Origin of the sequence: Rhizobium sp. RU36D (assembly GCF_900176345.1) — a bacterium.
Lineage (GTDB): Bacteria > Pseudomonadota > Alphaproteobacteria > Rhizobiales > Rhizobiaceae > Allorhizobium.
On the sequence record NZ_FWXU01000031.1, the window covers coordinates 19003 to 43066 of the forward strand.

At 62.2% G+C, this 24064-nt stretch carries 24 protein-coding genes; 18 read left to right on the forward strand and 6 right to left on the reverse strand.

Annotation, left to right across the window (positions count from 1 at the left end):
• Window positions 1-84: 84 nt before the first annotated feature.
• Window positions 85-1065, forward strand: coding sequence for a complex I NDUFA9 subunit family protein (locus tag B9A97_RS25795; protein WP_084368704.1), 981 nt, complete (start codon window positions 85-87; stop codon window positions 1063-1065).
• Between the two features lie 181 nt (window positions 1066-1246).
• Window positions 1247-1405, forward strand: a complete 159-nt coding sequence (locus tag B9A97_RS29950) for a hypothetical protein (protein ID WP_179145400.1) — start codon at window positions 1247-1249, stop codon at window positions 1403-1405.
• A gap of 91 nt (window positions 1406-1496) precedes the next feature.
• On the opposite strand, the gene B9A97_RS25800 is transcribed toward B9A97_RS29950, so the two are convergent.
• On the reverse strand, window positions 1497-2369 hold the full coding sequence (locus B9A97_RS25800; protein WP_084368705.1) for an undecaprenyl-diphosphate phosphatase: 873 nt from the start codon (window positions 2367-2369) through the stop codon (window positions 1497-1499).
• A gap of 153 nt (window positions 2370-2522) precedes the next feature.
• Here B9A97_RS25800 and B9A97_RS25805 point away from each other — a divergent pair, with 153 nt between their 5' ends.
• The 16 genes from B9A97_RS25805 to B9A97_RS25880 all read left to right on the forward strand — a co-directional run bounded on the left by B9A97_RS25805 (window position 2523) and on the right by B9A97_RS25880 (window position 19013).
• Window positions 2523-3215, forward strand: a complete 693-nt coding sequence (locus B9A97_RS25805; protein WP_084368706.1) for a glutathione S-transferase family protein — start codon at window positions 2523-2525, stop codon at window positions 3213-3215.
• A 12-nt stretch (window positions 3216-3227) separates the two neighbouring features.
• The gene (gene queG, locus B9A97_RS25810) at window positions 3228-4388 is read left to right on the forward strand and encodes a tRNA epoxyqueuosine(34) reductase QueG (protein ID WP_244564363.1); all 1161 of its coding nucleotides are present in this window, start codon (window positions 3228-3230) and stop codon (window positions 4386-4388) included.
• Window positions 4385-5263, forward strand: coding sequence for an SDR family oxidoreductase (locus B9A97_RS25815; protein WP_084368707.1), 879 nt, complete (start codon window positions 4385-4387; stop codon window positions 5261-5263). Before queG ends, B9A97_RS25815 begins: the two co-directional genes overlap by 4 nt.
• Window positions 5264-5631: 368 nt before the next feature.
• On the forward strand, window positions 5632-5994 hold the full coding sequence (locus tag B9A97_RS25820) for a septal ring lytic transglycosylase RlpA family protein (protein ID WP_084368708.1): 363 nt from the start codon (window positions 5632-5634) through the stop codon (window positions 5992-5994).
• A 93-nt stretch (window positions 5995-6087) separates the two neighbouring features.
• A complete protein-coding gene (locus tag B9A97_RS25825; protein WP_084368709.1) occupies window positions 6088-7377 on the forward strand; it encodes an RsmB/NOP family class I SAM-dependent RNA methyltransferase in 1290 nt (429 codons plus the stop codon).
• Between the two features lie 124 nt (window positions 7378-7501).
• Entirely contained in the window at window positions 7502-8812 is a 1311-nt protein-coding gene (locus B9A97_RS25830; protein WP_084368710.1) for an imelysin family protein, read from the forward strand.
• 43 nt (window positions 8813-8855) lie between these two features.
• A complete protein-coding gene (locus B9A97_RS25835; protein WP_084368746.1) occupies window positions 8856-10391 on the forward strand; it encodes a di-heme oxidoreductase family protein in 1536 nt (511 codons plus the stop codon).
• Window positions 10391-11491 carry an imelysin family protein gene (locus tag B9A97_RS25840; protein WP_084368711.1) on the forward strand — a complete coding sequence of 367 codons (1101 nt, stop codon included), beginning with the start codon at window positions 10391-10393 and terminating at the stop codon, window positions 11489-11491. Before B9A97_RS25835 ends, B9A97_RS25840 begins: the two co-directional genes overlap by 1 nt.
• Before the next feature lie 3 nt (window positions 11492-11494).
• On the forward strand, window positions 11495-12577 hold the full coding sequence (locus B9A97_RS25845) for a DUF1513 domain-containing protein (protein ID WP_084368712.1): 1083 nt from the start codon (window positions 11495-11497) through the stop codon (window positions 12575-12577).
• A gap of 42 nt (window positions 12578-12619) precedes the next feature.
• Entirely contained in the window at window positions 12620-13072 is a 453-nt protein-coding gene (locus B9A97_RS25850; RefSeq protein ID WP_084368713.1) for a TspO/MBR family protein, read from the forward strand.
• 66 nt (window positions 13073-13138) lie between these two features.
• Window positions 13139-13588 (forward strand): PaaI family thioesterase, encoded by a 450-nt coding sequence (locus tag B9A97_RS25855; RefSeq protein WP_084368714.1) that lies wholly within the window; start codon window positions 13139-13141, stop codon window positions 13586-13588.
• Entirely contained in the window at window positions 13585-14223 is a 639-nt protein-coding gene (locus B9A97_RS25860) for a 5'-methylthioadenosine/S-adenosylhomocysteine nucleosidase (protein WP_084368715.1), read from the forward strand. The genes B9A97_RS25855 and B9A97_RS25860 overlap by 4 nt, the downstream gene beginning before the upstream one ends.
• A gap of 110 nt (window positions 14224-14333) precedes the next feature.
• Window positions 14334-15896, forward strand: a complete 1563-nt coding sequence (gene guaA, locus B9A97_RS25865) for a glutamine-hydrolyzing GMP synthase (protein WP_084368716.1) — start codon at window positions 14334-14336, stop codon at window positions 15894-15896.
• 172 nt (window positions 15897-16068) lie between these two features.
• Window positions 16069-16743 (forward strand): FadR/GntR family transcriptional regulator, encoded by a 675-nt coding sequence (locus B9A97_RS25870; protein ID WP_280164099.1) that lies wholly within the window; start codon window positions 16069-16071, stop codon window positions 16741-16743.
• Window positions 16744-16753: 10 nt separating this feature from the next.
• Window positions 16754-17956: a mandelate racemase/muconate lactonizing enzyme family protein gene (locus B9A97_RS25875; RefSeq protein ID WP_084368717.1), complete on the forward strand. Its 1203-nt coding sequence runs from the start codon at window positions 16754-16756 to the stop codon at window positions 17954-17956.
• Window positions 17957-18152: 196 nt separating this feature from the next.
• Window positions 18153-19013 carry a DMT family transporter gene (locus B9A97_RS25880; RefSeq protein ID WP_084368748.1) on the forward strand — a complete coding sequence of 287 codons (861 nt, stop codon included), beginning with the start codon at window positions 18153-18155 and terminating at the stop codon, window positions 19011-19013.
• A gap of 108 nt (window positions 19014-19121) precedes the next feature.
• Here B9A97_RS25880 and B9A97_RS25885 read toward each other — a convergent pair whose 3' ends face one another.
• From B9A97_RS25885 to B9A97_RS25905, 5 genes are all read right to left on the reverse strand, one after another.
• Window positions 19122-20126 carry a TRAP transporter substrate-binding protein gene (locus tag B9A97_RS25885; RefSeq protein WP_084368718.1) on the reverse strand — a complete coding sequence of 335 codons (1005 nt, stop codon included), beginning with the start codon at window positions 20124-20126 and terminating at the stop codon, window positions 19122-19124.
• Between the two features lie 46 nt (window positions 20127-20172).
• Window positions 20173-21450, reverse strand: coding sequence for a TRAP transporter large permease (locus B9A97_RS25890; protein WP_084368719.1), 1278 nt, complete (start codon window positions 21448-21450; stop codon window positions 20173-20175).
• Window positions 21450-21983 (reverse strand): TRAP transporter small permease, encoded by a 534-nt coding sequence (locus B9A97_RS25895; RefSeq protein ID WP_084368720.1) that lies wholly within the window; start codon window positions 21981-21983, stop codon window positions 21450-21452. Before B9A97_RS25895 ends, B9A97_RS25890 begins: the two co-directional genes overlap by 1 nt.
• An 18-nt stretch (window positions 21984-22001) precedes the next feature.
• Window positions 22002-23162 carry a fumarylacetoacetate hydrolase family protein gene (locus B9A97_RS25900; protein WP_084368721.1) on the reverse strand — a complete coding sequence of 387 codons (1161 nt, stop codon included), beginning with the start codon at window positions 23160-23162 and terminating at the stop codon, window positions 22002-22004.
• Window positions 23163-23339: 177 nt separating this feature from the next.
• Complete coding sequence (locus B9A97_RS25905) at window positions 23340-24056, reverse strand: FadR/GntR family transcriptional regulator (protein ID WP_084368722.1); 717 nt, start codon at window positions 24054-24056, stop codon at window positions 23340-23342.
• Window positions 24057-24064: the final 8 nt, after the last annotated feature.

Below are 24064 nucleotides of genomic sequence, written 5' to 3' on the forward strand. Positions count from 1 at the left end.
GATTGTTCACCACTTCCAGTCACGCTGCGATTCGGCTAAGAACCGCAGTTAGACCATACCGCCCATAGACCCAGGAGCGCTCCCATGACCTTGTCGAACCTTCCGCCGCTCGTCACCGTGTTCGGAGGATCGGGCTTCGTTGGCCGTCATGTGGTCAGGGCGCTGGCCAAGCGCGGCTATCGCATTCGTGTTGCGGTCCGTCGGCCTGATCTCGCCGGATTCCTGCAGCCGCTGGGCAATGTCGGCCAGATCTCTTTCGTCCAGGCCAATCTGCGCTATCGCAACTCGGTCGATCGCGCGGTGGAAGGCGCAAGCCACGTCGTCAACTGCGTCGGTATCCTGTTTGAAAGCGGCCGCAACAGCTTCGATGCGGTGCAGGACTTCGGCGCCCGGGCCGTAGCGGAAGCCGCGCGCGCCCAAGGCGCACGCCTCACCCATATCTCAGCCATCGGCGCCGATGCCAATTCTCAGTCCATCTATGCCGCGAGCAAGGGCAAGGCGGAAAACGCCATTCGCCAGATCCTGCCGGACGCCATTATCCTGCGCCCCTCGATCGTCTTCGGACCGGAAGACGGCTTCTTCAACAAGTTTGCCGCGATGGCACGCATTGCGCCGGCCCTGCCCCTGGTTGGCGGCGGGAAAACCAAGTTCCAGCCTGTTTATGTCGAGGATGTCGCCGAGGCCGTTGCCCGCAGCGTCGATGGCAAGCTCCTGGCCGGCAAGACCTATGAACTGGGCGGCCGCGAGGTTGTGAGCTTCCGCGAATGTCTCGAGATCATGCTCCGCGTCGTCGGCCGCGAGAAGGTGCTTCTGCCGCTCCCCTTCTCCCTCGCATCGCTGATCGGCAGCGTCGCATCGCTGGTGCCCTTCGTCACGCCTCCCCTGACAAGCGACCAGGTGACGCTCCTGAAGAAGGACAATGTCGTCTCGCAGGCAGCGATTGCCGAGGGACTGACGCTGGAAGGCATGGGCATCACGCCATCTCTGATGGAATCGATTCTTCCTTCCTATCTCGTCCAGTACCGGCCACACGGGCAGTTCACGGGAACCGGCAAAGCCGCCTGATTTCCGCCTTGTTTGGAACAAATTGTGCGTCTCAACGTTGCACAAATATCGCAGGCCTGACCAAGTCTCGTTAACCGCGGATTCAGCAAGCCTGCGCTATTGAAGTTCCCGTTCGTACTGCGTAAACACGCCCTCGCGCCGATCAAACGGCGCCACTTAATGATCTGAGGAAGCATTCTTCATGGGTAAATCCATCGCCCTTTTCTTTGCGTGTGCAGCTATCGTGATCCTGGCCGGATCCTTCATGGCGCCGAACACGGTCGCCGCCGGCAAGGGCAATTGCGCGCCGGCCTATGGCGTCGATCCCTGCAGCACCGGTTTCGCAGAAGCCAGCCGCTAAGCAAAAGGGCCAGCAAGATCGCGCTTGCTGGCCACATATTGAGAGCCGGACGAACCTTTCAGTCCCTCCGGCCTATTCGAAGTCCCAATCCTTAAAATCCGATGAGCAGGGCGATCAGACCGATCGTGCCGACACCTATTCTCCACCAGGCGAAGGGTGCGTAGCCGCGTTTCGAGACGAAATCGAGCAGGGCGCGCACGACGATCAGCGCGGAGATGAAGGCTGCGATGAAGCCGACACCGATGACGGTGACGTCGTCGAAGGTCAGCAGATGCCTGTTCTTGTAGAGATCGAGCGTGAACGCGCCGACCATGGTCGGCATAGCGAGGAAGAACGAGAATTCCGCGGCCGAACGCTTGTCTGTTCCCAAAAGCAGGGCGCCGACAATCGTGGCGCCCGAACGGGACGTGCCGGGGATCATGGCGACACACTGGCAAAGGCCAATCTTGAAGGCCAGGGAATAGGGATAGTTCATCACGTCGGTATAGATGGGCGTCGCCTTGATGCGGTCGATGACCAGAAGGCGGATACCCTGTTCACGTGCGGCGGTGCCGGGCTTCTTGAACGCGTATTTGTCGATGCCGAGCAGCACGAAGCCGCCGAGGATCAGAACGACGCAGATCAGCACCGGCGTCTCGAACAGCACTGTTTTGATGAAGTCGTGGGCGATAGCGCCGATCACGGCCGCAGGCAGGAAGCCGAGCAGGACCGAAACGACGAAGCGTCGGCTTTGCGGATTGCTCGGCAGGGAGACCGCGATCGAGATGAGTTTGTGGGCATAGACGCTGAGGATCGCGAGGATCGCGCCGAGCTGCACCAGAACGGCAAATGTATTGCCGGGAGATTGAAAGCCGAGAAAATGGCCGGCCAGAAGGATATGGGCGGTCGAGGAAACAGGAATGAATTCCGTCAATCCTTCGATGACGCCGAGCAGAAGTGCCGAGAGTATGGAGTGGATATCCATGGGGGGTCCTTGTCAGGCGAGAAACGGCTGGGAGTCCGGTTCCCTTGTATTCAGTGGGCCAAGCACCTATAGCTTGGAAGCCGACGCGCTGGCCAGCGGCCGAGACGCGCTGCAGTGCAATAGCGCGAAAAGCAATCAGAGAATTCAGTTATAATGCCTACCTTGTATCATCATCCCATGTCCACCGCGTCCCGGTTCATCCGGTTGGTGCTTTCCGAATACGGTTACCAGGCCGATCTCGTGGAAGAGCAAACTTGGGAAAAACGGCGCGAATTCCTGACCATCAATCCGGCGGGCACGCTGCCCGTCTATGTCGATGACAACATGCGCGCGCTCTGTGGCGCCACCGTGATCTCGGAGTTTCTCGACGAGACCCATGGCGTGCTCAAACGCGACCGGCGCCTGTTGGCAGAAGACCCGTTCCAGCGGGCTGAAATCCGGCGACTGGTCGAGTGGTTCCTGCAGAAGATGGAGCAGGATGTTACCCGGCCACTGGTGCGCGAGCGCGTGCACAAACTGCAGATCCCCAACGGCCTGGGCGGCGGCGCGCCCGATTCCAAGGTGCTGCGCATGGCCCGCAGCAATATCCGCCAGCACCTTAAGTACTTGAGTTGGCTTGCAGCTTCGCGTCCGTGGCTGGCCGGCGACCGGCTGAGCTATGCCGATCTTTCCGCGGGTGCTGCGATATCCGCGCTCGACTACATGGGCGAAATCGAATGGTCCGAGGCGCCCGTGGTGAAGGATTGGTACCAGCGGCTGAAGTCCAGGCCGTCCTTCCGCCCGTTGCTGGCAGAGCGCATCCGCGGCCTGACCCCGGCGTCGCATTACGCCGATCTCGATTTCTAGCGGGTGGCGGCCATGGCAGGCATGCAGGCCGCGACCAAGGACCAGAAGCGCAAGCTTGACCTGACCCAGTTCATCAAGGCCGAGGCCGTGGCCCAGGGCTTCGACCTCTGTCGTGTCACCCGGCCGGACGCCATCCCAAATGCCGGGGAGCGGCTGTCGGCCTTTGTCGCGGCCGGACACCACGGCACAATGGAATGGATGGCCGAGACAATGGAACGGCGCTCCAGCCCGCAGGCGCTGTGGGGAGACGTGCGGTCGGTCGTGATGTTCGGCATGAACTACGGTCCGGACCATGACCCCCGACTGCTGCAGGAGCAGCCCGAAAAAGCCGCCATTTCGGTCTATGCACGCAATCGTGATTACCACGACATCATCAAGGGCAGGCTGAAGGAAATCGCCACGCGCTTTGCCGCCCGCTCGGGTGACGATGTGAAGGTGTTCGTGGACACCGCCCCGGTCATGGAAAAGCCGCTTGCCTCGGCCGCCGGTCTGGGGTGGCAGGGCAAGCACACCAATCTGGTCAGCCGCGACTTCGGCTCCTGGCTCTTTCTCGGCAGTCTGTTCACCACGGCGGACCTTGCGATCGATGATGCGGAAGCGGATCATTGCGGACGCTGTCGCGCCTGCCTCGATGCCTGCCCGACATCAGCCTTTCCGGCGCCCTACCAGATCGACGCGCGGCGCTGCATCTCCTATCTCACCATCGAGCACAAGGGGGTCATCGATCCCGCGCTTCGGCCCGCCTTCGGCAACCGGATCTATGGCTGCGACGACTGTCTTGCCGCCTGCCCCTGGAACAAGTTTGCCAGCGTGGCCCGCGAGATGAAGCTGAAGGCCCGGGAAGACTTGCGCGAACCCGATATTGCCTTCCTGATGACGCTCGACGATGCGGCGTTCCGCAGCTTCTTTTCCGGCTCGCCGGTCAAGCGTATCGGCCGCAACCGCTTCGTGCGCAATGTGTTGATCGCGGCGGGCAATTCCGGGCTGGCGTCTCTGGTCGAACCATGCAAATTGCTGTTGCAAGATGCTTCGCCTGTTGTTCGCGCCATGGCGGTCTGGGCGCTGTCGCGTCTGATGGACCCATTGGAATTCAACGGCTTGCGCGAACAACATGCAGGCGAGACGGATGATGAGGTGATGGACGAATGGCGGATGGCGGGAGAGCGGACATGAAGGCGATGATCTTTGGTGCGGGCTATTCCGGCAAGGCAATCGCTCGGGTTCTGGCTGCGCGGGGTGCCGAGGTTTGCGGGACGACACGCACGTTCGAAAAGTCCGCCGGCGTTGCCGCCGCCGGCGCGCGTCCGATGATTTTCGACGGCACCGCCCTCTCCGAAAAAGTCATTGAGGAACTGGCCGGGGTCACCCATCTCGTCCAATCGATCGCCCCCGGAAAAGACGGCGATCCGCTCCTGCGACTGCTGTCCGACCATTTCACGGACCGCATGCCGTCCCTGCGCTGGATCTGCTATCTCTCGACCGTCGGCGTCTATGGCGACCACGGCGGCGCCTGGGTTGATGAAGACACGCCCTGTCGGCCGGTCTCTGATCGGTCCGTCGAGCGGGTCGACGCCGAAAATGCCTGGGCAGACCTGGCGGCCAAATCAGGCCTGCCACTGGCCGTTGTCAGGCTTTCCGGCATTTACGGACCGGGTCGCAACGGCTTGATCAATATTTCCAATGGCACGGCGCGCCGCCTGGTTAAGAAGGACCAGGTGTTCAATCGCATCCGGGTCGAAGATATCGGCAGCGCCACGGCCTTCCTCGCCGACAGGGTCCAAGGCGGCATCTTCAACGTCACGGATGACGAGCCGGCCCCGCCGCAGGATGTCGTCACCGAGGCCGCACGGCTGATGGGCGTCGAGCCGCCACCGGAACAGCCCTTCGAAACCGCCGAGCTCAGCCCCATGGCCCGCTCCTTCTACGGCGAGAACAAGCGGGTCTCCAATGCCCGCATCAAGGGGCTCGGTTTCAACTTCCAGTATCCGGACTATCGCGTTTCGCTCGCTCAGCTTCTTGAGAGCGGGACCTGGAACATCCCCGCCTAACGGGCGTTTTTCGAAGCCTGGTGCTCAGCCGCGCGTATGAAATTGCGCTTAAGGCTGGCCGTCTGCCCGAATTTTTCCATGGTTCGGGCAGCAATTTCGGCTGAGCGCAAAAATATTCCTGATGTGTTTTTGTGAACGCGGGGGCGAGTGTCGCCTCGCCGGGCGCCTACACGCTTCGGACTGATTCCAAATCGCTTTTTTCTATTGGAAGCCGGGACTCCGCAAGGCATGCGGCGTCGCGGCCAATCACGAATGTTTTATTCATTAATATACCGTGATCACATTCGGCACTTTTCTGCCATTTTCTGCCTCGCTTAAGCAGCCCCACGCAAATTTTGGCTCACTCAACAGAATATGGATCGGTAGCATTGGAAATCAGAAAGCGTTCTATTATCACCGTCGTAACAATTGCAGCTCTGTCTACTTTTGGAACACATAGTGCAAATGCAGCAACGTCCTGCGGCGGCGCTTCCTGGTATGCTCTTCACTCAAAGACAGCTTCCGGCGAACGGATGAACCCGTCGAACATGACGGCGGCCCACAAGACCCTTCGCTTCGGAACCAAGGTCAAGGTGACCAACCGCAACAACGGCAAGAGCGTCGTCGTGCGGATCAACGATCGCGGTCCTTTCATTCGCGGCCGGGTTCTCGATCTCTCCAAGGCCGCGGCCCAGAACATCGGCATGGTCCGTTCCGGTCACGCCAAGGTCTGCTACGAAATCATCGGCTGAACCGTCGCCCAAAGGCCGGGCCCGACCGCTTAAGCGCTTGCTCTCGGAACCGTTCGGCTTTACCACCCAGACTTTGACAGATGGGAGCATGACATGCGTTTGGGCGGGCGACTGGCCGGAGCGATCGAGGTTCTGGACGATATCGAGACACGCCGACGGCCCGTCGCCGATGCGTTGAAGGATTGGGGCCTGTCCCACCGGTTTGCCGGCTCCGGCGATCGTGCCGCGATCGGCAACATCGTCTACGACGCGCTGCGGATGAAACTCTCCCACGCCTATCTGATCGACGATGACAGCCCCGCCGCCCTGGCGCATGCCGTGCTCCTGCGGCAATGGGGCTATACGCTGGAAAGCATGGCCGCGGCGCTGGATGGCGACAGCTATGCGCCCGCACCACTTACCCCGCAGCAACAGCAGGCATTTACCGAGCGGCGGATCGAAGACGCGCCGCTGCACGTTCAGGGCGACATTCCGGACTGGGTCCAGGCCTCCTTCGAGACCGCCTTTGGCGAGGACTGGCTGGACGAGGCCAAGGCGTTGGCCAACCGGCCGACGCTCGACTTGCGCGCCAACACCTTGAAGGCCAACCGCGAGAAGGTCCTGAAGGCCTTGGATCGTGCAGGCGCCCAGGCCGCCCGCATTGCCTCCAATGGCATGCGCATCCCGGCCGGCGAAGGCGCTTCCCGCCTGCCGAATGTCACGGCGGAGCTTTCCTTCCAGAAAGGCTGGTTCGAAGTGCAGGACGAGGGTTCGCAGATCGTCGCGGAACTCGCCGAACCGCGCGAAGGCGACCAAGTGCTGGATTATTGCGCCGGCGGTGGTGGCAAGACGCTCGCCATGGCAGCCGCCATGGGCAACAAGGGCCAGATCCACGCCTTCGATACGGATCGCAAGCGGCTGGCGCCGATCATCGAGCGCCTGAAGCGCGCCGGCACCCACAATGTCCAGGTCCATGACGCCGCCAAGGCGCTGGCGCCGCTCGCCAACAAGCTTGACCTGGTCTTCGTCGATGCGCCTTGCACCGGTACGGGCACATGGCGCCGCCGGCCCGACACCAAATGGCGCCTGAACCAGCGCAACCTGCAGGAAAGAACCGCGCAGCAGCAGGAAGCCCTTGGCGAGGCGGCCGCCTTCGTTCGCCCCGGCGGCGCGCTGATCTATGTGACCTGTTCCCTATTGCCTGAGGAAAACGAAGCGCAGGTCGAGGCCTTCTGCCGCGATCATCCGGAGTTTTCGATCGAGCCGGCACTCGATAGTTGGTCCCGGCGCTTCAAGTCCGCGAGCCTCAACCCCCACTCCCGCGATGGACGGACGATCACGCTGACGCCCGCCACCACGGATACCGACGGCTTCTTCTTCTGCCGAATGCGCCGGGCCAACTGATCGGTCAGACGCAAAAAATGACGACTGTCAGGTCATTCTGGACAGTTTGACACCAGTTTGTTTTTCCGCCAAGAAGGTCGCCAGAGGCTTCATGGACCGACGCATCCGCGTCAAAGGAGGGACAATGATCCGTCAATCTGGGACCCATCAATCCGGGACTCGCAAGGCCGGTTTCCGCGCCGTCGTCGCACTTCTCGCATGCTCAGCCGCGTTCATCGCGGGTGGTGCGCAGGCCGCAACCGACCAGGCCGCCGTGCTCAAGCACTACGCGGCCATGGCAGAGGCGAAGTTTGAGGACGCGCTGACGACGGCCAAGGCATTGGATGCGGCTATCGATGCGCTGATTGCCACGCCGAGTGACGAAACCCTGAAGGCTGCCCGCGCCGCCTGGATCAAGTCCCGCGTGCCTTACCAGCAGACGGAAGTCTACCGGTTCGGTAACCCGATCGTGGATGCCTGGGAAGGCAAGGTCAATGCCTGGCCGCTGGACGAAGGCCTGATCGACTATGTGGACGCCGGCTACGGCACCGAAAGCGACGAAAACGCGCTCTACGTGGCCAATGTGATCGCCAATCCCAAAATCAAGATCAATGGCGAGGAAATCGACGCATCGAAGATCACGCCAGAGCTTCTTTCGGAAAAACTGCACGAGGCCGGAGAAGTCGAAGCCAATGTGGCGACCGGCTATCACGCCATCGAATTCCTCCTCTGGGGCCAGGACCTGAATGGCACCAAGGCAGGTGCCGGCAATCGAGCCTATACGGATTTCGACACGAAGAACTGCACCAATGGCAATTGCGATCGCCGCGCTGCCTATCTGAAGGCCGCTTCGACGCTGCTCGTCACGGACCTGCAGGAGATGGTAACCGCCTGGGCGCCTTCCGGCGAAGCCACCAAGGCCGTCGAAGCCGATCCGAAGGCCGGTATTGCGGCGATCCTGACCGGCATGGGATCGCTTTCCTATGGGGAACTGGCGGGCGAGCGCATGAAGCTCGGCCTGCTGCTGCACGACCCCGAAGAAGAGCACGATTGCTTCTCCGACAACACCCATGCCTCCCATCTCAATGATGCGATCGGCATTGCGTCGGCCTATACCGGCGAATATGTCCGCGCCGATGGCAGCAAGATGACCGGCCCCTCGCTGTCCGAACTGGTGGCAGCGAAGGATGCGGCTCTCGATGCGGAAATGAAGACCAAGCTCGGCAAGACCGTGGATGCGATGAACGCCATGGCCAAGCGGGCCGAGACCGTCGAGGCCTATGACCAGATGATCGGCGAAGGCAATGCCGAGGGCAATGCCGTGGTTCAGGCGGCCATCGACGGGCTGATCGACCAGACCAAGACCATCGAGCGCGTCATTGCGTCGCTGGAGTTGGGCTCGATCTCGCTTGAAGGTTCCGACAGCCTGGATAATCCTAGCGCCGTGTTCCAATAATATGAGGCGGGCCACCGGCCGGTTTCGGTGGCCCGATTATTCCATGGCGAGCCCATCGATGCGTTTCGTGCAGGCGGCTCTGCTGGCCGGCGTGGTTTCCCTGCCGGTTTTTCCCTCAGGGGCCACAGCATCCGAGCCGGTCACGCGAACGGACCTTAGTGCAAAGGATCTGAAGCGCGTCGAGGCCGTCACGCGCCCGACATCCGATTTCACCAAGGCTGAAGCCTTCGAGGCGATGCAGGGCGGGGCAGCGACGTCGCGGCATCCTGTTAATGGCGATGCGTTCTCGCATTTTTCCCCCAATATCAGTTTCGGCGAGCAGGAAGATTTCAAGCTCGGCAATGCACTGTTTCGCAAATTGTGGGTCTCCTCCCCCTCCTCCACCCAGGCTTCGGATGGGCTGGGGCCGTTGTTCAATGCCCGCGCCTGCCAGAGCTGCCATCTGAAGGATGGGCGCGGCCATCCGCCCGAAGGCAATCGTGACGCGACGTCGATGTTCTTGCGGCTCGCCCGCCCGGCCAGGACAGAGGAAGAGCGGCAGGCGGTCGCCTCCATGCAGGTCCTCAACTTTCCGGATCCTGTCTATGGCGAGCAGTTGCAGGACCAGGCCATTCCCGGTCTCGCAGCCGAGGGCCGGATGACCATTTCCTACACCGAGACGCCCGTGACCCTGTCCGATGGCGAGATCGTCATGCTGCGCAAGCCGCATTACGGCGTGTCCGACCTGCAATATGGTCCGCTTGATCCGGCAACGACGCTTTCTCCCCGCATTGCCAATCCCATGCCCGGGCTCGGCCTGGTGGAAGCGATCGCGGATGCCGACCTTCTGGCGCTGGCCGATCCTGACGATGCCGATGGCAACGGCATTTCCGGCCGCGTGGCTGAGGTGCGCGACCACGCAAGCGGCGCGTTGAAAATCGGACGCTTCGGCTGGAAGGCGCAGAATGCGACAATCCGCGACCAGAGTGCGGCTGCCTTTGCCGGGGATATCGGGATCTCCACGCCGGACCGGCCGCAGCATGCCGGCGACTGCACGCCGGCGCAGAGGCAATGCCGTGACATGCCGGATGGGGTGCAGCAGCGGTTGGGCGAGACGGAAGCGCCCAGCCCCGTGCTCGACCTCGTGACCTTCTATTCCCGAAACCTCGCGGTGCCGGCCCGGCGCGAGGTCGACGACCCGCGCGTGCTGGCTGGCAAGGCCGCCTTCTACCGCGCGGGCTGCACCGGCTGCCATCAGCCGAAATTCGTGACGCGGCGCGATGCCCTGCACAAGGCGCAGGCCTTCCAACTGATCTGGCCCTATTCCGACTTTCTGCTGCACGACATGGGCGAGGGCCTGGCGGATGGCCAGCAGGTCGGCGTGGCCAGCGGACGGGAATGGCGCACACCGCCGCTTTGGGGTATAGGTCTCACACGCCAGGTGAACGGCCACACCTTCTTTCTTCATGACGGCCGCGCCCGAAACCTTGCAGAGGCCATCCTCTGGCACGGCGGCGAAGCGGAGGCGGCACGCAATGCTTTTGCCGCCTTGTCGCGTGCCGACCGCGCCGACCTTATTACCTTCCTGGAGTCGCTCTGATGCGCTTGCTCGCCACGGTCATCGCCCTGTCCGCCCTCGTCTCCTCGGCTGCGGCACAGGAGGCGGGCCTTCCGCCACCAGCGATTATGCGCGAAGCGGTGCCCGGCGTCCTGGAGCGCGCGGTCGACGGGTTCATCCTTCCGGGCTATCGCCGGCTCGAGGCTGAGGCGGGCAAACTGGAAGAGGCAATGAAGGGGCTGTGCGATGCGCCGTCCGCATCGGCCCTGGCATCGACGCAAGCGGCGTTCACGCAGACGGTCATGGCGTGGTCCACCATCGAGATCGTGCGAGTCGGCCCCGTCATCGAGGCGAACCGCCTCGAGCGCGTGTTGTTCTATCCGGATCGCAAGAGCACGGGCCTGAAGCAGGTCCAGGCCTTGCTCGCCAAGCCCGAGGAAAACGCCACTGATGCTGACAGCCTGAAGGGCAAGAGCGTTGCGATGCAGGGGCTCGGCGCGCTGGAATTCGTGCTCTACGGCACCGGTTCAGAGGCGCTGGCACAGGAGACGGCGGGTTTCCGCTGCCGCTATGGCGCAGCCATATCAGGCAATCTGGAGGCGGTGGGGCACGAACTCGTCACGGCCTGGGCCGCGCCTGACGGCATCCAGGCGGCGTGGAAACATCCCGGGCCTGATAATCCGGTGTTTCGCACGGACGAGGAAGCGATCACCGCCCTGCTCGGCATTCTCGTGCATGGGGCGGAGGCGATCCGCGACCAGCGCGTCGAGACCTTATACAAGGGCGCGGACGCCAGACCAGCACCGAAGCAGGCCATCTACTGGCGTTCCGGCAACACATTTACGTCGATCTCCGCCAATCTCTCGGGCCTTGAGAGCCTGATCGATACCGCCGACATCAAGCAATTGCTGGATCCGGAGACCCATTCGATCGTGGGCTCGATCGATTTTGTGCTGAAGTCCCTTGTCCGCGTCACCAACGGGATCGGCGCGGATGTCGAGGCGGCGACCGACACACCGGAGGGCCGCGCGAAACTTGATTTCCTGCTTCTGAACTCCCGTGACCTGATTGTCAGGCTCAACGACGATCTCGGCGGCGCGCTTGGCCTTGGCGCCGGCTTCTCCTTCTCCGACGGCGACTGACCGATGGCACGCACTGGCTTGATCGACCGCCGGGATTTCCTGAAGGCCGCAGGCATCGGCTTCCTGGCATCCTTGCCCTCCGGCAAGGCGCTTGCGCTGGAGCGGGCGGATGCGGTGTTCGGCGCCGGCTTTCGCGGTGCCGATGGGGCTTACGGCCTTGCCCTGGTCAGCGAGCGCGGCGAGATCATCACGCCCGTGACCCTACCGGATCGCGCCCATGGGCTTTGCCGCTGCAAGGTCAGCGGCCGGGTGGTGGCCTTTGCCCGAAGGCCCGGCACCTTTGCCGCGATCCTCGATCCTGCCGCTGGCAATGCGCTGACGGTGATCGCCAGCCCGGAGGGCCGCCATTTCTACGGCCATGGCCAGTTTTCGCCCGATGGCAGGCTTCTCTATGCCAGCGAAAACGACTTCGACAACAACAGGGGCATGATCGGCCTTTACGACGCCATGTCAGGCTTTCACCGGGTCGGGGAGTTCCCGGCCTATGGGCTTGGAACCCACGACATGACGGTGAGCGACGACGGACGCGTGTTGATCGTCGCCAATGGCGGCATCGAAACCCATCCCGATTTCGGCCGGACCAAGCTCAATCTCGACCGGATGCAGCCGTCCCTCGTTCTTGTCGATGCAAAGAGCGGCGCACTGATCGAAAAACACGACATGCCTGCGGAACTGAGCCGCCTGTCCACTCGGCACGTGGATGTGGCCGACGATGGGCGCATCTGGTTTGCCTGCCAATATGAGGGGCCGCGCAACGACACCCCGCCGCTCGTCGGCTACTTTTCCAGGGGAGAAGCGCCCGCGATGATCTCGCTGCCCACTGACATCACCGAGGGCCTGGCAAATTATGTCGGTGCGATCGCCGTCAACCGACAGCAGGGCCTGGTCGGAATCACTTCGCCGGTGGGTGGCCTGGAGGTCACGCTTGAGGCTGCGTCCGGCAAGGTGTTGGCGACAAAACGCGTGGTCGATGCCGCCGGCATCGCCGCTGCTCCCACGGGATTTGCTGTCTCCTCCTATCGCGGCACATTCGCGCAAACCCAGAGCCAGGTGGCCTGGGACCAACATATTGTCCGGCTGACCTGAATGGCCCCTTGGCCTCCGGGATGACCGCGCTATCTCCTGCGCATGCGCACTGTTCTTACCCACGTCATTTTCATCGCCCTCGTCATGGGGCTAGGCACGCTTTCCGGCTTCGCCAACATGCCGGGCGACTGGTATGCGTCGCTGCAGAAGCCGTTCTTCAACCCGCCGCCATGGGTCTTTGGGCCGGCCTGGACTTTTCTCTATATCCTGATCGGGGTCGCTGGCGCGCGGATCTGGCTGCGGAAGCCGTCGTCATCCGCCATGCAGATCTGGTTTGCGCAGCTGGTGCTGAATCTTGCCTGGTCGCCGGCCTTCTTCGGCATGCAGAACCCGCTCCTGGGCTTGATCGTGGTGCTGTTGATGCTGGCGTCCATCCTCGCCTTCATCTGGTCGGCCAATCGCATCGACCGCGTGTCAGCATTGCTGTTCCTGCCCTATGCAGCCTGGGTCACCTTCGCCACGATTCTGAATTTTTCCATCCTGATCCTCAACTGAAACCGCGGCTCTTGCTTGCCTGAGGCGGCGTGACATGCCAATTTCGCGACTGCGAGAGGGGCTCGAATGAACGACATTGACAACGGCGATTTCCGCGAGCGGATCCGACAGAGCTTTGCGCGGCAGGGCGCCATGGAAACGCTCGGTGCGGAACTCACGCGCATCAACCAGGGCGTGGTGGAAATCGAACTGCCATTCGACATGAAGCTTACGCAGCAGCATGGCTTTCTCCATGCCGGTGTCATCTCGGCGGCGCTGGATTCCGCCTGCAGCTATGCCGCCTATACCCTGATCGAGCCGCAGGCCTCGCTGCTGACGATCGAGTTCAAGGTCAACCTGATGTCCCCCGGGCGCGGCGAACGCTTCCTGTTCCGCGGCGAGATCACCAAGCCGGGCTCCACCATCATCGTGGCCGATGGCCGCGGCTATGCCATCAGCGACGGCCCCGCCAAACTCATCGCATCCATGACCAGCACGATGATGATCATCCGCGGACGTGAGGGGATTACGGGATGAAATTCGAACTGAAGTCGGTGGCCGGCAAGTCGATCCTGTTCGTCATGGCGGTCGATGCGGAATACGGGCCGTTCCTCAGGTCGCGCATCACCCCGTTGATGACGGGCGTCGGACCGGTCGAGGCGGCGATCACGCTGACACGCACGCTCGCCGAACTCAGCCTGCAGGATGAGCTGCCCGACATGGTCGTGTCGCTCGGCTCGGCAGGCTCCAACCGCCTGCAGCAGACGGAGGTCTATCAGGCCTCGTCGGTCTCCTATCGCGACATGGATGCGTCACCGCTCGGCTTCGAGAAGGGCCAGACCCCTTTCCTCGACCTGCCCATCACGATCGAATTGCCGCTGCGCATCCCCGGCCTGCCGACGGCGTCGCTGTCGACGGGCGCCAATATCGTCTCGGGCGCCGCCTATCAAGGCATCGACGCCGAGATGGTCGACATGGAAACCTTCGCCGTGCTGCGCGCCTGCCAAGCCTACAATCTGCCGCTGATCGGCCTTCGCGGCATTTCGGATGGCGTGTCGGATCTGAACCACATCGATGACTGGAAACAGTATCTGCATGTCGTCGATCGCAAGCTTTCGTTTGCCGTGGACAGTCTGTCCGCCGCCTTGGAAGATGGCGTGTTCTGGTTCTGACGCAGAGCGCACCACCGCAACACACGTTCGGTAGCCGAACCGCCGGAGAATCTTGACATAGGGACATTTCGGCGATTGCCATGCAGCATGCTTTTATTTAAAGGCTCGCCATGACCCAGACAGCACATCCCGACAGCATCCTCATCGTCGATTTCGGCAGCCAGGTGACCCAGTTGATCGCCCGGCGTGTTCGTGAAACCGGCGTCTATTGCGAAATCGTTCCCTTCCAGTCCGCGGAAGAGGGCATGAACCGGCTGAAGCCGAAGGGCGTGATCCTTTCGGGCAGCCCGGCCTCCACGCTGGACGAAGGCAGCCCGCGGGCGCCGCAGATGCTGTTCGACAGCGGTTTGCCGGTCTTCGGCATCTGCTACGGTCAGCAGACCATGTGCATGCAGCTGGGCGGCAAGGTCGAAAGCGGCCATCACCGGGAATTTGGTCGCGCCTTTCTCGAGGTCGAGAAGGAATGCGAATTGTTCGAGGGCCTGTGGTCCGTCGGCTCGCGCCACCAGGTCTGGATGTCCCATGGCGACCGCGTTACCGCGATCCCGCCGGGGTTCGAGGTTCTTGCCACCTCCTCCAACGCGCCTTTTGCCTTCATTGCCGATGAGGCCCGCAAATATTATGCGGTGCAGTTCCATCCCGAGGTCGTCCATACCCCCGACGGCGCCAAGCTGATCGCCAATTTCGTGCACAATGTCGTGGGCATCAAGGGCGACTGGACCATGTCGGCCTATCGGCAGAAGGCCGTCGAACAGATCCGCGCGCAGGTCGGCGACAAGCGGGTCATCTGCGCTCTGTCCGGTGGCGTCGATAGCTCTGTCGCAGCGCTTCTCATCCATGAAGCGGTCGGCGACCAGCTAACCTGCATCCTGGTCGACCACGGCCTGATGCGCAAGAACGAGGCGGCCAATGTCGTCGCCATGTTCAAGGAACACTACAACCTGCACCTGATCCATGTGGACGCCGTCGACAAGTTCGTCGGCGAGTTGGAGGGTGTCAGCGATCCCGAGACCAAGCGCAAGATCATCGGCCGCCTGTTCATCGAAACCTTCGAGGAAGAAGCCAAGAAGCTCGGCGGCGCCGACTTCCTCGGCCAGGGCACGCTTTACCCCGACGTGATCGAAAGCGTCTCCTTCACCGGCGGCCCGTCGGTGACGATCAAGTCGCACCACAATGTCGGCGGCCTGCCCGATCGCATGAACATGAAGCTGGTCGAGCCGTTGCGCGAACTTTTCAAGGACGAAGTGCGCGTCCTCGGGCGCGAACTTGGCCTGCCGGACTCGTTTATCGGCCGCCACCCCTTCCCCGGCCCGGGCCTTGCCATCCGTTGCCCCGGCGGCGTGACCCGCGAAAAGCTCGACATCCTGCGGGAAGCCGATGCCATCTATCTCGACGAGATCCGCAAGGCCGGCCTCTACGACGCCATATGGCAGGCCTTTGCCGTACTGCTGCCGGTCCAGACCGTCGGCGTCATGGGCGATGGCCGCACCTACGAGTTCGTCTGCGCACTGCGCGCCGTCACCTCGGTCGATGGCATGACGGCCGACTTCTATCATTACGACATGGAATTCCTCGGCCGCGCCGCCACCCGCATCATCAACGAAGTCCGCGGCATCAACCGCGTCGTCTATGACGTAACCTCTAAGCCGCCCGGCACGATCGAGTGGGAATGACATAAAAGCCAATGGCTTGATCTTGGGGCGGGGGCCAATGGCTCCCGCCTTTTTCTTTGCCCAGCGACCCATCAGTGCGTTGCGCCACCAAAAGCTATAGTATAGGTTCTCGAAAGATATAGGATTTTTCGTGAACACGTCCCCCTCCCTTCAGAGTCCCCAGGGCGATTTCGTGACAGGCGCCATCAGCCGGATCGCGTCGATGATCCGTGAGCAGGATCTGAAGCCAGGCGACCGGCTGCCGTCGGAGGCGAGGCTCAGCGAAGACCTGCAGGTCTCGCGGACCGTGGTGCGGGAGGCGCTGCGGTCTTTGGCGGCCTTGCGTCTGGTGGATCTCGGGGCCGGCAAGCGGCCGACCGTGGCAGAGCTTGACGATGCCTCGATGTCGCTGATGATCCAGCACGGGGTCATCACCGACCAGATCGACATCCAGCAGATCTACGACGCCCGCCGCACCATCGAAGCGCGGACCGCGGCCCTGGCAGCGCTCCGCCGCACGGATGCGGAGGCCAGGGAGATCCTGCGCCACGCCGAGGCTATGGAAGCAAGCCTCGAGCATAGCGACGTGGTGATGGCCCATGACATCGCGTTCCATCTCGCCATTGCCCGGGCCTCGCGCAATCCGGTCTTCGCCTTGATCATCGGCGCCTTCCAGGGCGTGATGCGGGAGACCTGGCCGATCGGCTGGAAGAGCCGCCGGTCGGACGAAGAACGCGCCGACATGAACCGGCTGCATGTGGATCTTGCCCGAGCGATCGAGGCCGGCGATCCGCAAGCGGCCGCAAGCCTGATGGACAGGCATTTCGACCAAAGCATCAAGGCGCTGCTGGCCGCCGGGATCATCTGAAAGGACATCCATGAAAATCACCCGTCTGGAAACCGTGCGCGTCGCGGAGCGCGCCAATCTTCTCTGGCTGCTCGTCCATACGGACGAGGGCATCACCGGCCTGGGCGAGACCTTCTTCGGCGCGGAAACAGTCGAGGCCTATGTCCACGAATATATCGCGCCGCGCGTCATCGGCCGCGATCCCCTGCAAATCGACCTGCTGGCATCCGATCTCGTCGGCTATATCGGCTTCCGCTCGTCGGGGGTTGAGGTGCGCGGCAATTCGGCTTTCGACATCGCGCTGTGGGACATCTTCGGCAAGGCCACGGGGCAGCCGATCGCGCAATTGCTCGGCGGCTTCACGCGCCGGGAAATCCGCACCTACAACACCTGCGCCGGCACCGAATACATCAAGAAGGCCACCGGCCAGACCACTGGCAATTACGGTCTCGCCACCGGCAAGGACTACGACGATCTGAACGGCTTCCTGCATCGGGCCGACGAACTGGCGCATTCGCTGCTGGAAGAGGGCATCACGGCGATGAAGATCTGGCCCTTCGATGCGGCGGCGGAAAAAACGCGCGGGCAGTATATCTCGATGCCGGACCTCAAGCAGTGCCTGGAGCCCTTCGAGAAGATCCGCTCGGCCGTTGGCGACAAGATGGACATCATGGTCGAGTTCCACTCGATGTGGCAGCTGCTGCCGGCCATGCAGATTGCCAAGGCGCTGGCGCCCTACCAGACCTTCTGGCATGAAGATCCGATCAAGATGGACAGCCTGTCTAGCCTCAAGCGCTACGCAGAGGTCTCGCCAGCGCCGATTTCCGCATCCGAGACACTCGCCACCCGCTGGGGCTTCCGCGACTATCTGGAGACGGGCGCCGCCGGCGTCGTGATGCTCGACATCAGTTGGTGCGGCGGGTTGTCGGAAGCCCGCAAGATCGCCTCCATGGCGGAAGCCTGGCACCTGCCCGTCGCACCGCATGATTGCACGGGACCTGTCGTGCTCTGCGCCTCCACCCATCTCTCGCTCAATGCGCCAAATGCCTTGGTGCAAGAAAGTGTGCGTGCTTTCTATCGCACCTGGTACCGGGATCTGGTAACAGCTTTGCCCGAGGTGACGAACGGCATGATCACCGTTCCGCCTGGGGCCGGTCTTGGGATGGAGCTCAATCCCGAGTTGGATCGTGCCTTTACCGTCAGCCGGCGCAGCTCCGACGCCGCCAGCCTATAACAATCCTAGAGCATGTCGCGCAAAAGTGTGCAGCGGTTTTGCGATCACGACATGCTGAAAGACAACAGACTAAAGCCTGGCAAGCGAATCTGAAAGATCGCGACACGCTTTAAACGTTCCGGGGAGGAATGACGTGACACATACCGACACACGCGCGGCCAGTTTTGGCCTTGGCGCCTTTGCCGGGCCGGCCGTGATGCTGCTCGGCATCCTGCTGTTTGCGCTGAACGACGCCATGGGCAAGTGGCTGTTGCGGGATTACGGCCTGGGCCAGGTGATCCTGATCCGCAGCGTGGCCGCCCTGCTGATCCTCTCGCCATTTCTCATCAAGGCCGGCTGGAAGCCGATCCGCGACGCAGAGCAGCCGCGCATGCAGCTCGCCCGCGTCATTCTCTCGACCATGGAAGTCTTCAGCTTCTATTACGCGGTCATGTATATGCCGCTCGCCGACGTCATGACCTATTGGCTGGCAGCGCCGATCTATGTGGCCGCCTTGTCCCCGCTATTGCTCGGCGAAAAGGTCGGCTGGCGGCGCTGGACGGCCATCTTCATCGGATTCATCGGCGTCATCATCACGCTGGAGCCGTCGGCCGCCATGTTCAGCGCGCCGGCGCTCATCTCCATCTTCGGCAGCGGCGCCTTTGCCTTCATGATGCTGTCGGGTCGCAGCCTGCGCAACACGCCTGACAAGACGCTGGTGTTGTTCCAGACCGGAGCGGCGGGCCTTGCAGGCCTGGTGTTTGCCCCGCTCGACTGGACGCCTTTGCAGTCAGGCTCCGATCTGCTCCTGCTCGGCCTGCTCGGCATCGTCGCGATGGCGGCGCATATGCTGGTGAACCGGGCGCTGAAGATCTCCGATGCCGCCACGGTGGCCCCGCTGCAATATACCATGCTGCTCTGGGCCATCCTGTTCGGCTGGATGTTCTTCGACGACCTGCCGCGCGCGACGATGATCCTGGGTGCCACGCTGATCGTCGGCTCGGGCCTCTTCATCTTCTTCCGGGAACAGCAGTTGAAGAAGCGGGACAAGGTCCTGCCGGCCGTTCCGGAGGAATAACCGAGGGGTCTGCGAGCCACTACGCGGTACAAACAAAAAACCCGCAACGATCGCTCGTTGCGGGTTTCTCTATTGTGGAGACAGCGGCGCCGAAGCGCCGCCGGTCCATTACTTGCGGATCGCAGCCAGCTCGGCCAGGATCGAGTCGACCACGTCGGCGCCGATCGTTGCCTTGTGCTTTTCGTAGACCACCATCGACTTCTCGCGGATGCGGGCCTGCTCTTCAGGCGACAGAACGTTCACTTCGAGGCCGGCAGCCTTGATCTTTTCCAGCGACTTCTTGTTGAGGTCGCCGATCACCTGACGCTCGACATCACGGCCAACAACGGCGCATTCGCGCAGTGCTGCCTGCTCTTCAGGCGTATAGGTGTCGAAGATCGCCTTGGAGAAGAGGAACAGGAAGGGCGTGTAGGCGTGGTTGGTCTCGGTGACATACTTCTGCACTTCGAAGAACTTCGAGGTGTCGATCGTCACATAGGGGTTTTCCTGGGCGTCGATCGTCTTGGTTTCCAGCGCCGAGAAAACTTCGCCGAAGGCCATCGGGGTGGCGTTGGCGCCCAGGTTCTGGAAGGTGTCGAGGAACACGTTGTTCTGCATGACGCGAACCTTCATGCCCGAGAAGTCTTCCCACTTGGTAACCGGACGAACCGAGTTCGACAGGTTGCGGAAGCCGTTTTCCCAGTATGCAAGGTTCACGAGACCGACAGCAGCCAGCTTCTCGTTCATCATGTCGCCGAACTTGCCGTCGAGAACCTTGTAGGCTTCCTGCGAATTGGCAAACAGGAACGGCAGGTCGAACACGCCGAGCGCCGGCTCGATGCCAACAAGCGGAGACGAGGAGGTGACGACGGCTTCCTGGACGCCCGAACGGAGCGCCTGGGTGGCCTGAAGGTCGCCGCCGAGTGCGCCGCCCCAGAAGGCGGTCAGCTTCAGCTTGCCGCCGGTCTTGGTGTCAAGGCATTCCTGCATGGCCTTGATGCCGTTGCCGACGGGGTGGTCGGCATTGATGCCGTTCGATACGCGGATGTTGCGATCGTTGTATTCGGCAAATGCCGGAGCCGAAGCCGAAACGGCGAAAGCCATAGCGGTGGTGGCGAGTAGCAGTTTCCTCATGATATCCTCCCTTGGATGGTTGATTGAGGGTTTACTTAGCTCGGGATCATCGCAGCCATTGGGCCGGAACGATGACCAGATCGGGGAACAGCACCAGCAGCAGCAGCACGAGTGTCTGGGCGAGCAGGAACGGCATCACGCCGGCCGTGACCTTGCCCAGCGGAATGCGGGCCACGCCGCTGACCACGTTCAGCACCACGCCGACCGGCGGGGTGATAAGGCCGATGCAGTTGTTCATGATGAACATCACGCCGAAATAGACCGGGTCGATGCCCGCCTGCTTGATGATCGGCATCAGGACAGGCGTCAGGATTAGGATCGTCGGCGTCAGGTCAAGCGCCGTGCCGACGATCAGAACGAGCACCATGATCGCGAACATCAGTAGAATAGGCCGGTCGATCAGGGGCTCGATATAGCGGGTGATTTCGGCCGGAATATTGGCCGCCGTGATCAGCCAGGCGGAAACCAGCGCCGCGCAGACCAGGAACATGATGACCGACGTGGTCTTGGCCGCCTGCAGGATGACGCGGGGCAGATCCCGTGGCTTCAGCTCCCGATAGATCACCATGCCGACGAACAGGGCATAGGCAGCGGCGATGACGGCGGCTTCGGTCGGCGTCACCACGCCGGCCTTGATGCCGCCGAGGATGATGACGGGCATGCCGAGCGCCCAGAGGGCACGGCCGGTGGCGTTCAGACGCTCCTTGGCGCTAGCTTTCGGCAGGGCCTGGACATTGTCCTTGCGCACGACGATCAGCCAGGTCACGACAAGCGCCACACCCATCAGGATGCCCGGAAAAATGCCGGCCATGAAGAGCTGGGTGATGGAGACATTGGCGGCGACACCGAAGACGATGAAGGCCATGGATGGCGGGATGACAGGCGCGATGATGCCGCCGGCAGCGATCAGGCCGCCCGAGCGGGGCACGTTATAGCCGGCCTTCGCCATCATCGGGATCAGGATGGCGGCCAGTGCTGCCGTATCGGCAGCGGCGGAGCCGGAGATGCTGGCCATGATCAGTGCGGCCATGATGGCAACGATGCCAAGACCACCCCTGATGTGACCGACACAGGCAATTGCAAATTCGATGATGCGCTTGGACAGGCCGCCCGAGTTCATCAGCTCGCCGGCCAGAATGAAGAAGGGGATGGCCAGCAGCGTGAAGGTATCGGCACCCGCGATCATGTTCTGAGCGATGATCTGGGTGTTGAACATGCCCATGTACCACATGAGCACGACGCCGCAGAACATCAGTGAGAAGGCGACCGGCACGCCGATGGCCATCGCGCCCAGCAGCGACCCTACAAAAACGAGAAGGGTCATCAGGTACGCTCCGCCAATTGTTCGATGGACATGTTTTCGCCGGCAAAGGCGGAGATTTCATCCTCCGTGACGCGGCCAGTCAGCAGGCGGAACAAGCGTTCCAGGCCGATCAGCACGCAACCGGCGCCGGTGAAGAAGCCGATGCCATAGACCCAGGCCATCGATAGGCCGGTGACCGGTGCGGCCATGCTTGCATTGATCGGCAACTGCTTCCAGGTGCCCCAGAAGAAGATCGCCGAACAGGCGATGATGATGACGTTGCTGAGGATCATGCAGATGATGCGGCCGCGGCGTCCGAAAATCGCAACCAGGGTTTCGACGCCGAGATGCCCGTATTCCCGGAAGGTGACGACCGCGCCGATGAAGGTCAGCCAGACGAAGAAGTAGCGGGAAAGCTCGTCCGAGACGGTCAGGCCGGAGTTGAACGCGTATCGCAGGATCACGTTGCCGAAAACCATGAGCGCCATGCCGGACAGCAGCAGGATCAACAGGATTTCGAGGATTTTGTAGAATATATCGACTGCCTTTTGCACTCGTAATCCTCCCTGACCTTACAGAAGCCCACGGCGGGCAAGGTTCTTCATCAGCGCGCCGGTGCCGAAGGTCCATTCCGGGCAGGCATCGGTGCGTTCGACCCAGTTGACCAGACGGCCGAGCTTGGGCGTCGCGATCTCGACGCGGTCGCCCACTTCATGGGTGAAGCCGAGGCCGACGCCGCGGCGATCCTTGACCGGCGCGAACATGGTGCCGAGGAACAGCACGGCACCATCGGGATACTGGTGATTGCGGTTGCGCAACTGCGAAACCAGGTTCTCCGGCGAGCGGCTGATGGCTTCCATCGGGCTTTCGCCGGTCATTTCGAAGCCATCCTCGCCCTTGACCAGCAGCGAAACACGGACCTTGCGTAGGACATCGATGGTAAAGCTGTCGTCGAACAGGCGAATGAAGGGGCCGATCGAGCAGGAGGCGTTGTTGTCCTTGGCCTTGCCAAGCAGCAGCGCGGAGCGGCCTTCGACATCGCGCAGATTGACGTCGTTGCCGAGCGTGGCGCCGAGGATCGTGCCATCGGAGCGCACCGCTAGCACGATTTCCGGCTCCGGATTGTTCCACTGCGAAATCGGGTGGATGCCAACAAGCGCACCGCAGCCGACCGACGACATGGGCTGCGACTTGGTGAAGATCTCTGCATCCGGGCCGATACCGACTTCGAGATATTGCGACCAGAGGCCCATATCCTGCAGCAGCGCCTTGACCTTGGCCGCCTGTTCGGAGCCGGCGACCAGACCGCGCAGGCTGTCGCCCAAAACCGGCGCCAGCTTGGCGCGGATATCCTGGGCACGACCGGCATCGCCCTTGGCCTGCTCCTCGATCACCCGCTCCAGCATGCTGTCGGCGAAGGTCACGCCGGCTGCCTTGACGGCCTGCAGGTCCACGGGCGCCAGAAGCGCGCCTTTTTCGCCGGAGAGGTAATCGTCCAGGGAACCGAGATCGGCAAAGGCGGACTTGTCGCGGAGCCGATCCTTCAGATCGGACCGCTCGAGCAATTCCGACATGGTCGGCGCGACCGATGTCAGGTCCAGCAACCGGCCATCCGACACCAGTACGGGACAGGGACCATCATTGGCATTCGACCATACGCGGCCCAGCAGCAAGGCCTGCGCTGCGTCTTCCGGCAAAATTGCGTCTGCGCGCAGATTGCGACTGGAACTCATTGAAACCTCCGCATGAACCTCCGCAGCCCGGCCTCCAGCGAGGCTGCCTTATTGTCAGGATGTCTGACAACGTATAATCGGCTTTTAGTATGGGTTTTGCGGCCTGTCCAGCACCGAAATTTTAGGGCTGGAAAATGCTGACTGCAACGTTACCGCTACCCTCTGATATTTTGCAGGCTAGAAAATTTCGAGCGTCAGGTTGATGCGGGCTGCAGCCCCCAACAGATGCTGGCGCATGGCTTGGCGTGCCTTTAGCGGATCGCGAGAGGCCACCGCATCGCGGACCGCCACATGCTCGGCGATGGTGATCTCGACGATTTCCTCCAGCACGGCCGTGGCGCGCGCGGCATTGATCGCTAGGCTGATGCGTTCGGCGATGAAACCGATGAACAGCGGGTAATATTCGTTGTGGGTCGCCGCCGCCAGGACCCGGTGAAACACCAGGTCGGCAGCGATGCCCTGCTCAGTCCATTTTTCCGCGCCTGTCATCTGCGCCAGGGCCTCGTCCAACTTCTGCAGGTCGTCGGCATCGTGATGCAGGGCAGCAAGACCGGCCGCCTCGATTTCCAGCGGCATGCGCAGTTGGAACAGGCTGCGGAAGCTTTCCCGGTCGTGGAGTTCACCCTGCTCGATGCGCAGGGACTGTCGCGCGCTCGTCTCCGTCACGAAGGCGCCGACACCCTGGCGGGTTTCGACCAGGCCCTCATTGCGCAACTGGGCGATCGCCTCGCGCACCACCGAGCGGCTGACGCCGAATGTCTTCGCAAGGATGTGCTCGGTCGGCAGCTTGTCGCCGGGGGCAATGCGCCCCTCGGCAATCTCGCGTCCGATCTGCCCGGCAATCCGTGCCGGCAGATGCTCACTCCGCCTGATCTGGCCAAAATCCGCAGCCATATTCTCTC

Coding starts and splice junctions, on each gene's coding strand:
- B9A97_RS25795 (WP_084368704.1), top strand. CDS start 85: ATGACCTTGTCGAACCTTCCGCCGCTCGTCACCGTGTTCGGAGGATCG.
- B9A97_RS29950 (WP_179145400.1), top strand. CDS start 1,247: ATGGGTAAATCCATCGCCCTTTTCTTTGCGTGTGCAGCTATCGTGATC.
- B9A97_RS25800 (WP_084368705.1), bottom strand. CDS start 2,369: ATGGATATCCACTCCATACTCTCGGCACTTCTGCTCGGCGTCATCGAA.
- B9A97_RS25805 (WP_084368706.1), top strand. CDS start 2,523: ATGCCTACCTTGTATCATCATCCCATGTCCACCGCGTCCCGGTTCATC.
- queG (WP_244564363.1), top strand. CDS start 3,228: ATGGCAGGCATGCAGGCCGCGACCAAGGACCAGAAGCGCAAGCTTGAC.
- B9A97_RS25815 (WP_084368707.1), top strand. CDS start 4,385: ATGAAGGCGATGATCTTTGGTGCGGGCTATTCCGGCAAGGCAATCGCT.
- B9A97_RS25825 (WP_084368709.1), top strand. CDS start 6,088: ATGCGTTTGGGCGGGCGACTGGCCGGAGCGATCGAGGTTCTGGACGAT.
- B9A97_RS25830 (WP_084368710.1), top strand. CDS start 7,502: ATGATCCGTCAATCTGGGACCCATCAATCCGGGACTCGCAAGGCCGGT.
- B9A97_RS25835 (WP_084368746.1), top strand. CDS start 8,856: ATGGCGAGCCCATCGATGCGTTTCGTGCAGGCGGCTCTGCTGGCCGGC.
- B9A97_RS25840 (WP_084368711.1), top strand. CDS start 10,391: ATGCGCTTGCTCGCCACGGTCATCGCCCTGTCCGCCCTCGTCTCCTCG.
- B9A97_RS25845 (WP_084368712.1), top strand. CDS start 11,495: ATGGCACGCACTGGCTTGATCGACCGCCGGGATTTCCTGAAGGCCGCA.
- B9A97_RS25850 (WP_084368713.1), top strand. CDS start 12,620: ATGCGCACTGTTCTTACCCACGTCATTTTCATCGCCCTCGTCATGGGG.
- B9A97_RS25855 (WP_084368714.1), top strand. CDS start 13,139: ATGAACGACATTGACAACGGCGATTTCCGCGAGCGGATCCGACAGAGC.
- B9A97_RS25860 (WP_084368715.1), top strand. CDS start 13,585: ATGAAATTCGAACTGAAGTCGGTGGCCGGCAAGTCGATCCTGTTCGTC.
- guaA (WP_084368716.1), top strand. CDS start 14,334: ATGACCCAGACAGCACATCCCGACAGCATCCTCATCGTCGATTTCGGC.
- B9A97_RS25875 (WP_084368717.1), top strand. CDS start 16,754: ATGAAAATCACCCGTCTGGAAACCGTGCGCGTCGCGGAGCGCGCCAAT.
- B9A97_RS25880 (WP_084368748.1), top strand. CDS start 18,153: ATGCTGCTCGGCATCCTGCTGTTTGCGCTGAACGACGCCATGGGCAAG.
- B9A97_RS25885 (WP_084368718.1), bottom strand. CDS start 20,126: ATGAGGAAACTGCTACTCGCCACCACCGCTATGGCTTTCGCCGTTTCG.
- B9A97_RS25890 (WP_084368719.1), bottom strand. CDS start 21,450: ATGACCCTTCTCGTTTTTGTAGGGTCGCTGCTGGGCGCGATGGCCATC.
- B9A97_RS25900 (WP_084368721.1), bottom strand. CDS start 23,162: ATGAGTTCCAGTCGCAATCTGCGCGCAGACGCAATTTTGCCGGAAGAC.
- B9A97_RS25905 (WP_084368722.1), bottom strand. CDS start 24,056: ATGGCTGCGGATTTTGGCCAGATCAGGCGGAGTGAGCATCTGCCGGCA.